Here is a 16,175-nt window from a genome sequence, read left to right on the forward strand (position 1 = left end):
CCTTTCACAAGGCAAAAGAAAATCGCTCACCGAAAAATTCGATGCCAAGACTCTTGACTATGATTCGCGGAAATGAGATTCTTCGGGTGCTTAAATCAAAGAAAGGCTTCCGCGCGGCAACGTTCGGGGGCTTTTTTCTTTTGTGATGCGTCTCCTGTTAGTCGTTCGAGTTAAAAATCACTGCTTGGACCGGTATTCGGCAAACAGCGTTTGAAGATGTTCCAGAACGAACTCGGCAAATTCCGGAGCTTCGTTCTTGTCGATGGAGATATCCAGCTTGCGGTCGCTCTCGACCACCTTTGCCAGTCGGCCGCCGGTTTGCGATGACCAGACGCCGGTTTTTTTCGCCTGCGCCTTGGGCTTCAGAAAATCCAGAAGCGACTTGAAACGTTCTTCCGATGGCAGGGCGGCAACCGATGCATCCTTGACATAGGCGCGGGCTGCTTCCTTGACCTGCGAGGAGGAAAGCTGATCGGCAAGATCCATCCAGTTACGACGGCCAACAGTCGGAGCCGGGCCAATCAGATCGACCAGATCTTCGGGAATGCGGCCGACAACCGAAAGCATGTTGGAGAGATCGCCCTTGTGCAGCGACATGGCGGCCATGATCGTATCCCGAGGAAACCGCATCTGCAGTTTCTGGGCAAAACGTGCCTTTTCGATATAGGTGAGGTCGCGACGCTCGTTATTTTCCTGTCCCTGGGCAACGACGAGCTGCTCGTCACTAAGATCACGAACGACCGCCTTGACCGGAATACCGAGGCTGGAGACGGCGCGCAGGCGACGATGGCCGAAGGCGACCTGATAACGGCCGGGGAATTCGGGATGCGGGCGCACCAGAATGGGAACCTGCTGGCCCTGTTCACGAATGGCCTCTACCAGACCTGCATCCGCCTCTTCCGAGGCTGGCATACGATCGGGTATGAAAGAGGGATCGATATCGGCAGGGTTGAGCGAAACGATCGTAAGACCTTCCGCGAGCTGCTTTTCGATCTCTTCTGCGCGCTTGGCGCGTTCCGATACTTCGTTGAGCGACTGGCCGATCATGCCGACCGGGGAATTCAGAACATCCGTCACGAGTTCCGGAGAACCGAGGATGGGCCTGATACGCGGACGCGACCGCTCGGTGGCAGTCTCGTTGCTGTCGGTGCCCGGCGTACCGAGATTGGCGAAGATCTGTTTTCTGCTCATGCTGCCCTACCCCACGCTTTTTTAATCAGTCCTTCGATTTCAGCGTTTACGTTGTTCATGGCTTCCAGCGCACGGTCATAGGTGGACCGGGTGAACTGGGTTCTTTCCACTTCGAAAAGTGTCTGGTTGGTCAGTCCGGCATCCGAGACGGCCGTGCTCTTCAGCATCGGGTGGATGAGGACGTTTTCGCCGAAAATCGAGCGCAGGAACGCGACCATCTGGTTTTGCGGCCCATCGCTCGGTTCAAAACGGGTGATCAGGTAACGCATCCAGTTATAGTCGGAACGCGCTCCCGCCCTGCCGATTTCAGCGAGAAGATCGCCGGTCATGGCAAGGAACTGGTTCATCGACATCACATCAAGCATTTGCGGATGAACGGTGACGAGAACCGATGTGGCAGCCGTCAGCGCTGAAAGCGTCAGGTAACCAAGCTGCGGCGGGCAATCGATGACCACAACGTCATAAAAGTTCTGCGCCTGGGCTATCGCCTGGCCGATGCGGGCAAAAAACAACGTATCGCCCGGCGCGCGACGCATCAGGGCGCGGGGCGTGTCGTGTTCGAATTCCATAAGCTCCAGATTGCCCGGAACGATATGGAGATTGGGAATATAGGTGCCACGAACGATCTCGGCGATCGGCCGGCGTTCATCGTCGTAACGGATCGCGCCATAAAGCGTTTCATTCGGACCGACATCGATCTCCGGCTGATGACCGAAGAGAGCGGACAGACTGGCCTGCGGATCGAGATCGATGGCAAGCACCCGGTAACCGCGCAGCGCCAGATATTGTGCCAGATGCGCCGATGTCGTGGTTTTTCCAGAACCGCCCTTGAAGTTCATGACCGCGATGACCTGCAACTCTTCGCCGTCACGGCGATGCGGCAGATAACGGCGTGTGCCACGCGCGCCCTGATCGAGGAATTTTCTGATTTCGTCCATATCCTCGACGGAATAGGAACGACGACCGGAAGCCTGCGCCGCATCGAGTTCCGGACGCTCGGCGGCGATCTGGCGAAGATAGGCTTCGCCGATGCCGATCAACCGTGCGGTTTCCGCCGGCGAAAAATGGCGCATGCTCTTTTCGGTGTGCGGTGAAAATGTATTTGCATTATGAGCCTGCAATTGGGCTGACAACGCAGCCGAATGCTGTTGTATAAGACTCGTCAGGTCGGGTGCTCCTGCGGCACGTCTTAAATCGGCACTCTGTGTCATCGGTCTTCTTTCGCTCGAAATTGCAGTAGCGGTTTTTTTCGAAAAAGGCGGTTTTTTCCGCAACTGAGATATAAGCGCCGATTCTCTTTTTGGCGCAATAGGCTTTTTTCTCAGGTTGGAAAGTGCCGCTAAAGCATTGTGGAAGAATCACATTTGCTTTTTGTGACAGTTTGACGGTTAGCCGCGGCTAACTTCGTCTTGGCGATCACACTGAGGGGCGTGATCGTGTCTTTTTGGCGTGCGGAGTATCCGCCTCGTGCGGAAGTTTGCCGCGGCTAACTTTTGTGCTTGACCTTCTATGCCTCCGATAATTCCGGCGCCAGAAAGTGAAGGGTAGACATTCGCATCTGTTTAATCTCTACTCGTTGACTAGAGTATCGTTGGGTTCGACACCCGTCGTCTGGCTGTTCAAGCTGTCGCAGGTTGGAGGAATGAATGTCCTATGATGTCGCTCTCGTCGGGTCGGGTTTTTCGGCCATCTGTACCGCCGCCCATCTTTTATCGTCCCTGCCTGCGGAAGCCTCTATCGCTATCGTCGGCGATGAGTCGGATTTCGGGCGGGGCACCGCCTATCGCACGGAACTGCCCTATCATCGTCTGAATGTGCCAGCCGGGCGAATGAGTGTCTTCCCTGACAGGCCTGATGACTTTGTCGACTGGTTGGCGGAAAACGGGATCGCGGACAATCCCCTGCTGTTCGCCTCGCGCGGTGACTATGGTCTTTATCTTCGCGACAGGCTGGCCGGCCTGCTCAGAAGCAGGGAGCAACGGGCCCGGGTGGACTTCGTTCGGGCCAAGGCTTCGGCCTGTCGGCCGGATGGCACGGGCGGATTTTCTTTTACGCTGGAAAATGGTGAGCAGCTGCGCGCGCAGAATGTCGTTCTGTGTCTGGGTGTTGGTGCGGCGAGTTTGCCGGTGCAAACTGTCGCAAAGGAAGAAGAGGGGCCACAACGTGTCATCGGCCACTGCTGGCAGCCGGGATGGTTGTCCAAAATTAAAGCCGGGGATCGCATCTGTATTCTGGGGTCGGGCCTGACGATGATCGATCAGGTTTTGACTCTGAGGGGAAAAGGACATCAAGGGCCAATCCATGTCCTGTCCCGTCGTGGTCTGGTGCCGCATCCGCATGTCAGCCCGCCGTCACAGCCTGTGGGGCCGAATTTACCCGAAGGCTCGACGGAGATCAGCCGGTTGGTGCACTCTCTGCGCAAGCAGGTGCGCGATGGTGCGCCGTGGCGCACCGTCATGGATGGCTTGCGGCCGCAAACCCAATCGCTTTGGCAACGTCTTACACCTGCGCAGCGCAGCCGGTTCCTTCGACATGCCTTGCCGTGGTGGAACATCCATCGGCACCGTATCGCGCCTGAAGTGTCTGGCGCTTTCGGGAAGTTGCTTTCAGATGGTGTTCTTGAAATTCATGCGGGTTACCTTCGCTCCATAGAAGAAGGAGAGGAGGGGATCGTCGTGTGTTACCGCCGCAGGCATACGCAGATATTGAAAGGACTGCAGGTCGATTGGGTCATCAATTGCACGGGAATGGAGCGGGCCGGCATCGGCCATTCGCGGCTTCTTGAAACGATGCGCGCTGACGGCGTTATTTTGCTCGATCCCTTCGGGCTCGGGGTGGAAGTCGACGGCCAGTCTCGTTTGCTGCGGACGGACGGACGAAGCTGGCCCGGTCTTTTCGCCGCCGGTGCGCTGACGGCGGGCCGCTTCTGGGAAATTACCGCTGTTCCGGATATTCGTGTGCAGGCGCAGAAGATCGCGCAAGAGATCACGGATAGGGTGACAGCGAGCGATCGGCTTTCCGCACGGGGGTGAGCTGGTTGAAGGACCGGCCGAAGCGAGACGTGTCCAGTACCTCTCCTAAGAGGTTAGCCGCGGCAAACTTGTTCTCTGAATAATGTGCTGGAAATTCCATGGATGCCGAATTTGGCGAGTGGAACGCAGCGCGAATGCCCACGGGGACCGCATTATAAGCATGCAGTTCCCCAATGAATCACGCCATATATCGACCATGAGCCATACACTTCCCTATAATGTATCGGCGGTAAGCACCGCAGCGGATTTCGCAGGTAATGTGCGCGATTGCTAAATAATTTACATTGCTTATGGAAATGCGTCATGAAATCGGCTACAAATCGCGAAAATTTCTGAAATTATGAAAATAATTTGCGAGGATTCATGCAAAAGCCGAAACTGATGCGATATGAGGCGGCGGACAATCAGGCTGGCGGACAGCGGCGACCATTTGCCAAGGCCGTCCGCGCCGGCGATTTCGTTTATGTTTCCGGGCAGGTGCCAACCGTCGATGGCGAGGTCGTGACTGGCGGAATCGTGGCGCAGACCGAGCAGGTGGTTGCGAATATCAAGGATGTTCTGGCGCTCGCCGATTGTACGCTTGCGGATGTCGTCAAGGTCAATGTCTGGCTGGACGATGCCCGGGATTTTTCGAGCTTCAACGCTGTCTTCCAGAAATATTTCATCGATCATCCGCCGGCACGCTCCACCGTGCAATCTCCGCTGATGGTCGACGCCAAGGTGGAAATGGACGTTATCGCCTATAAGCCGCTGGCCTGAAGCCCAATTTGCCGATGTTTGAGAGTAGACGATGACCTATCCCTGGCCTGATGCGGGCACACCCCTCAATGCGATTTCGACGCCGATGCCTGTCATCGACGAGGACAGGCTCGCCGCCAATATCCTCAGAGCGCAATCCTATCTGGATGATCACGGCAAGGCCTTTCGGCCGCATATCAAGACGCACAAGATACCCGCTGTCGCAAAGCAGCAGCTTCAGGCCGGCGCCATCGGCATTAATTGCCAGAAAGTCAGTGAGGCGGAGGTTTTTGCGGATGCCGGTTTCGACGATATTCTGATCACCTATAATATTCTCGGTGCAGCAAAGCTGTCGCGGCTGAAGGCGCTGAATGCGCGGATCGGCCGGTTGAGCGTGGTTGCCGATAGCGCGGTCACGATTGCTGGGCTTGCCGATACATTCGATGCGGCAAGGCCGCTTGCCGTACTGGTCGAATGCGACACGGGCGGCAAGCGCTGCGGTGTGCAGACGCCGGAAGCGGCACTGGCGCTTGCGGAAAAGATCGCTGCGGCACCGGGCCTCACATTCAAGGGCATTTTGACTTATCCGGCACCGGGCGGAGCCGCGACGGTGGAAAACTTCCTTCGCGAGACTATGGTATTGCTGGCGGCAAAGGGCATGGATTGCCCGGTACGATCCAGCGGCGGTTCTCCGGATTTTTACGCCGCCCATCTTGTTCCTTCCGCCACCGAACATCGGGCCGGCACCTATGTCTATAATGATCGTGCCATGCTGCGCGCCGGACATTGCACGGCGGGCGATCTCGCCATGCATGTTCTTGCCACCGTCGTATCGCGACCGACAGCCGATCGGGCGGTGCTGGATTGCGGCTCCAAGGCACTGACCTCGGATCTTTTGGGTTTCAGCGATTACGGGCTGCTCGAAGGCTACGAAGGTGCGAAAATCATCTCGCTTTCGGAAGAACATGCGGTTGTCGATCTATCCGGCTGTGCCTCGGGCCGGCCTGAAATCGGCGATGTGGTCAAGGTCGTTCCGAACCACACCTGTGTCGTCAGCAATCTTTTCGACAGGATGGTTTTTCATCGAAACGGCGTCGTGACGCGGGTTGAGCAGGTCGCGGCGCGCGGTACGGTCTGGTAAAAATTACCCGGCTAATTAAATCCTGAAATAAAGCTGCCGAAGGGCAGATTGCGGTAACGAGAATCTAGAGACATGCGCATCTTCACGGCGTCACTCGCCACCGAAACCAACACGTTTTCACCCGTCCCGACGGATATGGACGCCTTTCGTGCGGCTTTTTATGCCGGGCCGGGGGAACATCCCGAAACGCCGACGCTCTGCTCATCGCCAGTGCCGATCTTGCGCCGTCGCGGTAAGGCGGAAGGGTTTACGGTAATAGAAGGAACTTCCTGCTGGGCGGAACCGGCGGGCCTTATCCAGCGCCAGACCTATGAAACGCTGCGGGACACCATTCTTGCCGAACTCAGTGCCGCCCTGCCGGTCGATGCCGTGGTGCTCGGTCTGCACGGCGCCATGGTAGCGCAGGGTTATGACGATCCGGAAGGGGATTTCCTGTCACGCGTCCGCGCATTGGTCGGACCGGATGTGCTGGTCGCGGCAGAATTCGATCCGCACAGCCATCTGACGGCGCTTCGGGTCAAAAATCTCGATATCATGGCGACGTTTCTGGAGTTTCCGCATACGGATTTCGAAGAGCGTGGTGAGCATGTGGTGGAAATGGCGCTGCGCACGCTTCGGGGGGAGATCAAGCCGGTCATCTCCACTTTCGATTGCCGCATGATCACCATTTATCCCACCAGCCGTGAGCCGATGCGCTCTTACGTCGACCGGCTGAAGGCGATGGAAGGCAAGGATGGCATCCTGTCGATTTCCGTCATTCACGGTTTCATGGCGGGCGATGTGCCGGATATGGGAACGCGCATCGTTGTCGTGACCGATAATGACAGGGCAAAGGGCGATGCGCTGGCCGAAAAGCTTGGCCATGAGCTTTATGCCATGCGGAAACTGACCGCCATGCCGATGCTGGATACGGAATCCGGTCTCGACCAGGTTCTTGCCATTCGCAGCAACAATCCGGACAGGCCGGTCGTCGTATCGGATATCTGGGACAATCCGGGCGGCGGTGTCGCCGGTGACGCGACTCATATTCTGCGGCGCATGGTGGAGCGCGGCATGGACAACATCGCCGTCGCGACGATCTGGGACCCGATTGCGGTGTCTTTCTGTCACGCTGCGGGCGAGGGGGCCGAGATCGATCTGCGCATCGGCGGCAAATCCAGCCCGGAAGGCGGCGAGCCGCTCGATTTCCGCATAAAGGTTATGCGCACGGCCGAGGCCGGCTGGCAGAGTTTCCGCAACAGCCGGGTCACGCTCGGCCGTGCCGCTGTCGTCCGGCCGCTCGGTACGCAGATCGATATCATCCTCATCACCAGCCGCACGCAAACTTATGAGCCGGATATCTTTTCCAATCTCGGCGTCGATTTTGCGAAGAAAGACGTGCTGCTGGTCAAGTCCACCAACCATTTCCATGCGGGGTTTGCGCCGGTCGCCTCCGAGATTGTTTATATCGCGGCCCCGACATCCTATCCGACCGATCCGGCGAAAACGCCCTATCGCAAGGCGAGCCTTGAGCTTTGGCCACGGGTGGCCGATCCGCTGGGGCTCGACTGAGGCGGCAGCGGTTTGGGCATTATCTGGACGGAACTTGTGAAGCCTTTTCCGGAAGGCTTCAGAGACGCTCGAGGGTGATCAGGAAAAACGCGCTTTCGCTTTGATCTCCTTCGACGGTGAACGGTAAACCGCCTTCGATCAGCAGACCATCCAGCTTTCCCAATCGGTCCTTGCTTTCACCGGTTAAAATCGTCAGCGGGTCGAGTGCCAGCACAAGCGTCGTGTTTCCGGCGGCTTTTCCCGAAAACGGGCTGGAATGCCTTTTAACGACATGACGAAAGCGCGAGCGGCGGGTCATGACGTTCAGATCGGTGATCGCGCCATCGGGCAGGGTCGCATTCACGGGAACATCGGCGGGAAAGGGCAGGGGTGGGCTTTCCATTGTCAGCAGCAGCGGATCGCCTGCCGCAATTGCCAGCGCCATGCCGTTTCCCTCAAGAATGGAGAGGGTGCGGTCTATGCCGGGGAAGATCGAAAACGGCCCGTCGCTCGCCACCGTCGCCATGCTGATGCGCCAGTCGAAATTCTCGACGGAAGACGCGGGTGGAAAGATGGCGATTTCCACCGTTTCGCCGCCGCCGTTTTTCCAGGGCATTCGCTTATAGTCGCTTGCGCGCAGCAGGGTCATGGTTTTCCACTTTTGAGAGGGATCGGCCGGAAAGAGGTGTTTCTCTTTCCGGCCGAAAGAGGATCAATTGCCGAGAATGCCGGGCAGGCGCAGGCCCTGTTCCTTTGCGCACTCCACGGCGATGTCGTAACCGGCATCGGCATGGCGCATGACGCCGGTTGCCGGGTCATTCCACAGCACGCGCTCCAGCCGGCGAGCGGCATCGTCGGTGCCATCGGCGCAGATGACCATGCCGGAATGTTGCGAGAAGCCCATGCCGACGCCGCCGCCGTGGTGCAACGACACCCAGGTCGCGCCGGATGCGGTGTTGAGCAGCGCATTGAGAAGCGGCCAGTCGGAAACGGCGTCCGAGCCATCCTTCATGGCCTCCGTCTCGCGGTTGGGCGAGGCGACGGAGCCGGAATCCAGATGGTCGCGTCCGATGACGATCGGCGCCTTCAGCTCGCCGTTCTTGACCATTTCGTTGAAGGCAAGGCCGAGACGGTGGCGGTCGCCAAGGCCGACCCAGCAAATACGCGCCGGCAGGCCCTGAAATGCGATGCGCTCGCGCGCCATGTCCAGCCAGTTGTGCAGGTGCTTGTTGTCTGGCAGCAGTTCCTTCACCTTGGCGTCGGTCTTGTAGATGTCTTCCGGATCGCCGGAAAGGGCCGCCCAGCGGAACGGGCCGATACCGCGGCAAAATAGCGGGCGGATATAGGCCGGTACGAAGCCCGGAAAGGCGAAGGCGTTTTCCAGGCCCTCATCCTTGGCGACCTGGCGGATATTGTTGCCGTAATCGAGCGTCGGAACGCCGGCGTTCCAGAAATCGACCATGGCCTGCACGTGCACCTTCATGGAGGCGCGAGCGGCAGCCGCAACGGCCTTCGGGTCGCTTTCCTGCTTGGCGCGCCATTCGGCAACGGTCCATCCGGCCGGAAGGTAACCATGGACGGGATCGTGCGCCGAGGTCTGGTCGGTAACGATATCGGGACGAACGCCGCGACGGACGAGTTCCGGGAAGATTTCCGCCGCATTGCCGATCAGGCCGACGGATTTCGCCTCGCCTGCTTTGGTCCATTGGTCGATCAGCGCCAGCGCCTCATCGAGCGTATGCGCCTTCGCATCGACATAACGGGTGCGCAGGCGGAAATCGACGCGGGTTTCATCGCATTCGACGGCAAGGCAGCAGGCGCCGGCCATGACGGCGGCGAGCGGCTGTGCGCCACCCATGCCGCCGAGACCGCCGGTGAGAATCCACTTGCCCTTCAGGTTGCCTTCATAATGCTGGCGGCCGGCCTCGACAAAGGTTTCATAGGTACCCTGCACGATGCCCTGCGTACCGATATAGATCCACGAACCGGCCGTCATCTGGCCGTACATGGCAAGGCCCTTCTTATCCAGCTCGTTGAAATGATCCCAGTTCGCCCAGTGCGGCACGAGGTTGGAATTGGCGATCAGGACGCGCGGCGCGTCCTTATGGGTGCGGAACACGCCGACCGGCTTGCCGGACTGCACGACGAGGGTTTCATCCTCGTTCAGATCCTTCAGCGTCGCGACGATACGGTCGAAATCGTCCCAGGTGCGGGCGGCGCGGCCGATGCCGCCATAAACCACCAGCTCATGCGGGCGCTCGGCCACGTCGGGGTCGAGATTGTTCATCAGCATGCGCAGCGGCGCTTCCGTCATCCAGCTTTTGGCATTGAGGTCAGTGCCCTGCGGCGAGCGGACATCGCGAATATTGTGGCGTGGATTGTTCATGTGTTTTCCCCTTATCGTTTCGTGTCGAGCGCAAATTTTTCCATGCGCGTGAGAATGGTTTTGAGATGGGAGCGAAGCCGTTCGGCCTTGCCCGTGTCATAGGCAAAAGGCGGCGTCTCGCTTTGAAGATGGGTGGCTTGCGCCAGCTCCATCTGAATGGCGTGCACGCCGCTTTGCGGTTTTCCGTAATGGCGCGTCGTCCAGCCGCCCTTGAAACGACCGTTCAGAATGCTGTCGTAACCCTCTGCAGCGGCGGTCACCTCGACGGCGATCTTTTCGATGGCCGGATCGCAGGTCTTGCCCATATCCGTGCCGATGTTGAAATCCGGCAGCTTGCCTTCGAACAGGAAGGGAATATGCGAACGGATCGAATGGCAATCATAGAGAATGGCGATGCCGTGGATGGATTTGACCCGCTCGATTTCCGCCGCAAGGGCCGCGTGATAAGGCGCGTGGAAGTTTTCCAGACGGTACGCAATATCGTCCGCTGCGGGTTCCTGTCCTCCATTCCAGATCGGCTCGCCGTCGAAATCGGTCTCCGGAACAAGCCCGGTTGTGTTCTGGCCCGGATAAAGGCTGACCCCAGCCGGGTCGCGGTTGGCGTCGATCACATAACGATGGAAGGTCGCCCTTACGGTTGTCGCATTCTCGAGAAGGCCGGCATAGAGCTCATGGATATGCCAGTCCGTATCGGCGAGAATCTTGCCGTTGTCGTTCAGGCGTTGCCAGATATCTGCCGGTACATCCGTGCCGGTGTGGGGCAGGCCGAGAATGATCGGCGATGAACCTTCCTTGACGTCGAAGACACGCATCTCAAACCTCCAGCTTTGGCAGAATGCCGTCCGAAATTGCCGCGACCAGCGCGCCGGAGGCAATCAATTCCGCCGCAGCCTTCAGGTCCGGCGCCATATAGCGGTCTTCCTCCAGCGAAGGCACCGCCACGCGCAATGCCGCAATCACCTTTTGCAGTTCGGGGCTCGTTTTCAGCGGCCCACGCAGCTCCACGCCCTGTACGGCCGAAAGCACCTCGATGCCGAGAATGGCGAAAAGATTGTCCGTCATCGGCAGCAGGCGGCGCGCGCCATGGCAGGCCATGGAGACATGGTCTTCCTGATTGGCGGAGGTGGGTGTGGAATCCACCGAGGCCGGATGCGCCATCTGCTTGTTCTCGCTCATCAGCGCGGCGGAGGTGACTTCGGCGATCATCAGGCCGGAATTCAGCCCGGGCTTTTTGGAAAGAAAGGCCGGCAGACCATAGGAGAGGGCCGGATCGACCAGCAGCGCCACGCGGCGCTGGGCGATTGCGCCGATCTCGCAAATGGCAAGCGCCGTCTGGTCGGCGGCAAAGGCCACCGGTTCGGCGTGGAAATTGCCGCCGGAGACGACGGAATTGTCTGAAAGCACCAGCGGATTGTCGGTCACGGCATTGGCTTCGATTTCCAGCGTGCGGGCCACCTGCCGCAGAAGATCGAGGCAGGCGCCATCCACCTGCGGCTGGCAGCGAATGCAATAGGGATCCTGCACCCGCTCATCGCCCTCGATATGGCTGACGCGGATTTCCGAACCTTCCAGCAACCGGCGAAGGGCGGCTCCGGCGTCGATCTGGCCCTTATGACCCCGCAGACTGTGAATATCGGGATGGAAAGGTGCGGAAGACCCCATGGCGGCATCTGTGGAAAGCGCACCGGTAATCAGCGCCGCCTGTGCCGCGCGGTGGGCGCGGAAAAGACCGGCGAGTGCCAGCGCCGTCGAGGTCTGCGTGCCGTTGATCAGCGCCAGCCCTTCCTTGGCGGCCAGAACCACCGGGGTTAGCCCAGCCTTTGCAAGCGCGTCGCCGGCCGGCAGAAGCGCGCCTGCATAAAAGGCTTCGCCTTCGCCCATCATCACCGCCGCCATATGGGCAAGCGGCGCGAGATCGCCGGAAGCCCCAACCGAACCCTTTTCGGGAATGACGGGGATGACGCCCTTCTCCAGCATGGCTTCGATCAGCCGCACAAGCTGCAGCCGCACGCCGGATGCGCCGCGACCGAGCGAAACCAGCTTCAGCGCCATGATCAGCCGTACGACATTTTCAGGAAGCGGTGCGCCGACCCCGCAGCAATGCGACAGGATGAGATTGCGCTGCAGCGTTGCCACATCCGCCGCGTCGATCTTGATGGAAGCGAGTTTGCCGAAACCGGTATTGATGCCGTAGACCGGCGTATTGCCGGCAGCGATCTCGGCGATGCGGGCCGCCGCCTTTTCAATGCCTTTATCGAAGCTGCGGTCGAGTTTGGCGCTGCCGTTCTCCCAGTATATCTCGGCGAGATCGGCTAAGGTCACATTGCCGGGGTGAAGCGTGATGGTCTTCATGGTCATGGGCAAACCTTCTGTCCCTTGAAAATGCGGGCGTGGAGCGGATTGAAACCGATGCGGTAGACGAGTTCTGCCGGACGCTCGATGTCCCAGATGGCGAAATCAGCGGATTTTCCAGCCTCCAGCGTGCCGGTTTCCGTAAGCAGGCCGAGCGCCTTTGCCGCGTTGCGTGTCGTCGCCGTCAGGCACTCTTCCACGGTCATGCGGAAAAGCGTTGCGCCCATATTCATGGTCAGCAGCAGGGAGGTGAGCGGCGAAGTGCCGGGGTTGCAGTCCGTTGCCAGCGCAATGTCGGCCCCGGCATCGCGCAGGGCCTGCACCGGCGGCAATTGTTTTTCCCTGAGCGCGTAGAAAGCGCCGGGAAGAAGCACGGCCACGGTTCCTGCTTTCGCCAGCGCCGTCGCACCGGCCTCATCAAGATATTCGAGGTGATCGGCCGAAAGGGCGTTATAGGATGCCGCAAGCTCGGAACCGCCAAGGTTGGAAAGCTGCTCGGCATGCAGTTTGACCGGAAGGCCATACTGTTTTGCAGCCTTGAAAACCCGGTCGATCTCCTCGACGGAAAAGGCGATGCCTTCGCAAAAACCGTCAACAGCATCCGCCAGCCCTTCCGCATGGGCTTTTTCCAGCCCCGGCAGAACGACATCGCCAATATAATCGGCGTTGCGCCCCTTATAGTCTGCAGGCGTCGCATGTGCGGCGAGATAGCTGGTGACGATGCGGACCGGCCGCAATGTCTCGAGCCTGCGGGCGACGCGCAGCATTTTCAGCTCGGTTTCAATGTCGAGACCGTAACCGGATTTGATTTCGACCGTGGAAACGCCTTCGGAAAGAAGCGTGTCGAGACGCGGCAAAGCCTGCGCCACCAGAGCATCTTCTGAAAGCGCGCGCGTGTCGCGCACCGAAGAAACAATGCCGCCGCCCGCTTTGGCGATCTCTTCATAGGTTGCCCCATTCAGCCGCATCTCGAATTCCATGGCGCGGTTGCCGCCGAAGACGAGATGGGTGTGGCAGTCGATCAGGGCAGGGGTGATCCAGCGGCCGCCGCAATCGTTGGTCTCATCGGCTGTCGCCAGATCGGCGGGCAGATCGCTTTCAGGGCCGGCAAAGGCGATGCGGCCGTTACGCACGGCAATGACGGCGTTTTCGATGGTGCCGATGCCTTCCATAGCGGGATTGAAGGTTGCCAGCCGGGCGTTGCGCCACAAAGCCGTGGCGTTCCCCGTCGCCGTTCCGTTTGCAGATTTGTTCCCTGGCATTTGCTTTTCGCCTTTCCTTTGTGAGTTAAATGTATATACATAATAATCGGCTTGGCAAGCTGCAATTTCGTGTTTGAAATGGCCTTGCCAGACAGAACCAAAGGAGAGGGTGGCATGACGGCAATTCACGCGGGCGCAGCGCTTCTGGCGGATGGATGGGCGAAGGATGTTCGCATCGTCTGCGATGGCGGCGTCATCTTATCCGTAGAAACCGGCGTTTCCCCGCAGCCGCAGGATGAGCGACATGCCGTCATTGTCCCGGCCATGCCCAATCTTCACAGCCACGCCTTTCAGCGCGCCATGGCCGGGCTTGCCGAAATCCGTGGTCCCGGCGACGACAGTTTCTGGAGCTGGCGCACCGTCATGTATAAATTCGCGCTCTCCATGACGCCTGACCATGTCGAGGCGGTTGCCGCTCAGCTTTATATGGAAATGCTCGAGGCCGGTTTCGGGCGGGTTGGAGAATTTCACTATCTGCATAATGACAGGGATGGCTCGCATTACGGCAATATCGCCGAAATGGCCGAACGTATCGGCGCGGCCGCATCGCAGACGGGCATCGGCCTCACATTGCTGCCGGTCTTTTACGCCCATTCCGGTTTCGGCGGCCAGGCGCCAATCGACGGGCAGAAGCGTTTCATCCATTCGCTCGACAGTTACGGAAAGCTGATGCAGGGCGCGCAGGCCGTGGTGGACAGGCTGCCGGGGGCCACCCTCGGCATAGCGCCGCACAGCCTGCGTGCGGTGACCGGCGACGAGCTGGCAGCCATCGAGCCGCTGGCAAAAGGCGGGCCGATCCATATTCATGTGGCGGAACAGACGAAAGAAGTGGAAGATTCGCTCGCCTTTTCCGGTGCGAGACCGGTGGAATGGCTGCTTGAAAACGCGCCGGTCGATGGCCGCTGGTGCCTTATCCATGCGACACACATGACGGAAACCGAAACGCGAGGCATGGCAAAAAGCGGTGCTGTTGCCGGCCTCTGCCCGATCACCGAAGCCAATCTCGGCGACGGCATCTTCCCGGCTCCGGCGTTTCTCGCTGAAAACGGCCATTATGGTGTCGGATCCGATTCCAACATTCTGATTTCCGTGCCGGAAGAATTGCGAACGCTCGAATATTCGCAACGCCTCTCGCATCGCGCGCGCAATGTCATCGCCGATGCCGGCCATTCCACGGGAGAAAAACTCTTCCGGCAGGCGCGCGAAGGCGGCGGCAGGGCTCTGGCGTCGCGAAACGGTCTGGAAAATGGAAAAAGCGCCGATTTCGTCGCTCTTGATGTTTCGGCCGTTTCTTATCTTCCGATATCCCAGATTCTCGATCAATGGATATTCGCGGGCGGCGTTTCTGTCGATTCCGTTTGGGTGCGCGGCAAAAAGCGCGTGCAGGCCGGCCGGCATATCCATCGCCGCGAAATATCCGATCGTTTCAACAAGGTCATGGCTGAACTTCTCGATAGCTGATATGGGCTCGGCGGAAACAGGAAAAAGCCAGCGGGGAAAGGCATTGCGGACGTGACGAAAGCAGCAGCCGGGCAGACCCTGCACCAGCGTATCCTCACTGAGATCGAGGGCCGGATCGTTTCGGGAGAATGGCCGCCGGGCCATCGATTGCCTTTCGAGGTCGACCTCGCCGATCAATATCACTGTTCGCGCATGACCGTGAACAAGGTCATGGGCCAGCTCGCCAAGGCCGGTTTGATCGAACGCCGCAAGAAATCCGGCAGTTTCGTTCGCCAGCCGCAGATCCAGTCCGCCGTTCTTCAAATTCACGATATCGGGGCCGAGGTCGAATCCCTTGGCCTCGACTATGGCTTCAAAATCCTGGAGCGCAAAAGGCGCAGCGCGAAAAGCGCGGATCGTGAGCGGCTCGACGTTTCCGTCGGGACACCCTTGCTCGACATTCTCTGCATCCATTTCGCCGGTGCGCGGGAATTCTGTGTCGAACAGCGCTTCATCAATCTGACGGCCGTGCCGGAAGCGGCTGAAACCGACTTTACCGAAATTGCACCCGGCCCCTGGCTGCTCGGCCATGTTCCCTGGAGCACTGCCGAACACCGGATAAGCGCCGAAACACCGTCGAAGGAGATTGCGCGCCTGCTCGGCATTTCCGACAGGCAGGCGTGTCTTGTCGTGGAGCGCCGTACCTGGAGCAATTCGGGCGCTGTCACCTATGTGCGCTTCACCTATCCCGGCAATGCGCATGCGTTGGTCGCCCGCTTCAGCCCGTCTTCCGACTGACATCCGCAAGGCCTTCGCCCCTGTTATTGCGATATGGAGCCCCTATATAGGGGAAGTCCCATCAAGCTTAACGGACACCGATGGGAAAACCGTTAAAAGTCGTTAATTTATACGATAATTTTCAAATTCCCTTTTACAATCAGTTAGATATCACATTTCTTGTTTTTTTTGATATTGCTGTGTTGACTTGTTTGGTTGGGTGGATTTATAAGTCCGCTCACTGAACGAGGGCGGCGGCGCTGCTGGCGACGGCGACTTTCGTTCTTAAGAAATCAAGTTGATGAGCGGATTGCTTGTTGGGTTTC

Annotated in this window: 13 protein-coding genes; 6 read left to right on the plus strand and 7 right to left on the minus strand. The window is 58.9% G+C overall.

Features of this window, described 5'->3' with window-relative positions; translation table 11 throughout:
* Positions 1 to 177: 177 nt before the first annotated feature.
* Together repB and repA are read right to left on the minus strand one after the other, a co-directional pair.
* Positions 178 to 1,191, minus strand: coding sequence for a plasmid partitioning protein RepB (repB, locus tag I3J13_RS23195; protein WP_059758299.1), 1,014 nt, complete (start codon positions 1,189 to 1,191; stop codon positions 178 to 180).
* Positions 1,188 to 2,402, minus strand: a complete 1,215-nt coding sequence (repA, locus tag I3J13_RS23200) for a plasmid partitioning protein RepA (protein WP_026363408.1) — start codon at positions 2,400 to 2,402, stop codon at positions 1,188 to 1,190. Before repA ends, repB begins: the two co-directional genes overlap by 4 nt.
* A 435-nt stretch (positions 2,403 to 2,837) precedes the next feature.
* Between repA and I3J13_RS23205 the strand changes: the two genes are divergently transcribed.
* The 4 genes from I3J13_RS23205 (at position 2,838) to I3J13_RS23220 (ending at position 7,653) form a co-directional block, all read left to right on the plus strand.
* A complete protein-coding gene (locus I3J13_RS23205; RefSeq protein WP_196380382.1) occupies positions 2,838 to 4,223 on the plus strand; it encodes an FAD/NAD(P)-binding protein in 1,386 nt (461 codons plus the stop codon).
* Positions 4,224 to 4,586: 363 nt separating this feature from the next.
* Positions 4,587 to 4,982: a RidA family protein gene (locus tag I3J13_RS23210; RefSeq protein ID WP_196380383.1), complete on the plus strand. Its 396-nt coding sequence runs from the start codon at positions 4,587 to 4,589 to the stop codon at positions 4,980 to 4,982.
* A gap of 31 nt (positions 4,983 to 5,013) precedes the next feature.
* Positions 5,014 to 6,102 carry a D-TA family PLP-dependent enzyme gene (locus I3J13_RS23215; protein ID WP_196380384.1) on the plus strand — a complete coding sequence of 363 codons (1,089 nt, stop codon included), beginning with the start codon at positions 5,014 to 5,016 and terminating at the stop codon, positions 6,100 to 6,102.
* Positions 6,103 to 6,174: 72 nt separating this feature from the next.
* On the plus strand, positions 6,175 to 7,653 hold the full coding sequence (locus I3J13_RS23220; RefSeq protein ID WP_020809627.1) for a M81 family metallopeptidase: 1,479 nt from the start codon (positions 6,175 to 6,177) through the stop codon (positions 7,651 to 7,653).
* 58 nt (positions 7,654 to 7,711) lie between these two features.
* Here I3J13_RS23220 and I3J13_RS23225 read toward each other — a convergent pair whose 3' ends face one another.
* From I3J13_RS23225 to hutI, 5 genes are all read right to left on the minus strand, one after another.
* Positions 7,712 to 8,281, minus strand: a complete 570-nt coding sequence (locus I3J13_RS23225) for a HutD/Ves family protein (RefSeq protein WP_059758290.1) — start codon at positions 8,279 to 8,281, stop codon at positions 7,712 to 7,714.
* Between the two features lie 63 nt (positions 8,282 to 8,344).
* Positions 8,345 to 10,018, minus strand: a complete 1,674-nt coding sequence (gene hutU / locus I3J13_RS23230) for a urocanate hydratase (protein WP_196380385.1) — start codon at positions 10,016 to 10,018, stop codon at positions 8,345 to 8,347.
* Between the two features lie 11 nt (positions 10,019 to 10,029).
* Positions 10,030 to 10,830: an N-formylglutamate deformylase gene (gene hutG / locus I3J13_RS23235; protein ID WP_196380386.1), complete on the minus strand. Its 801-nt coding sequence runs from the start codon at positions 10,828 to 10,830 to the stop codon at positions 10,030 to 10,032.
* A 1-nt stretch (position 10,831) separates the two neighbouring features.
* On the minus strand, positions 10,832 to 12,376 hold the full coding sequence (gene hutH, locus I3J13_RS23240; protein WP_196380387.1) for a histidine ammonia-lyase: 1,545 nt from the start codon (positions 12,374 to 12,376) through the stop codon (positions 10,832 to 10,834).
* Entirely contained in the window at positions 12,373 to 13,632 is a 1,260-nt protein-coding gene (gene hutI, locus I3J13_RS23245; protein WP_196380388.1) for an imidazolonepropionase, read from the minus strand. Before hutI ends, hutH begins: the two co-directional genes overlap by 4 nt.
* 114 nt (positions 13,633 to 13,746) lie before the next feature.
* Here hutI and I3J13_RS23250 point away from each other — a divergent pair, with 114 nt between their 5' ends.
* Both I3J13_RS23250 and hutC read left to right on the plus strand, forming a co-directional pair.
* A complete protein-coding gene (locus I3J13_RS23250; RefSeq protein WP_196380389.1) occupies positions 13,747 to 15,093 on the plus strand; it encodes a formimidoylglutamate deiminase in 1,347 nt (448 codons plus the stop codon).
* A 51-nt stretch (positions 15,094 to 15,144) separates the two neighbouring features.
* Entirely contained in the window at positions 15,145 to 15,870 is a 726-nt protein-coding gene (gene hutC / locus I3J13_RS23255; RefSeq protein ID WP_196380390.1) for a histidine utilization repressor, read from the plus strand.
* Positions 15,871 to 16,175 lie beyond the last annotated feature (305 nt).

Source organism: Agrobacterium leguminum (assembly GCF_015704895.1).
In the GTDB taxonomy this organism is placed as follows: Bacteria; Pseudomonadota; Alphaproteobacteria; order Rhizobiales; family Rhizobiaceae; genus Agrobacterium; species Agrobacterium leguminum.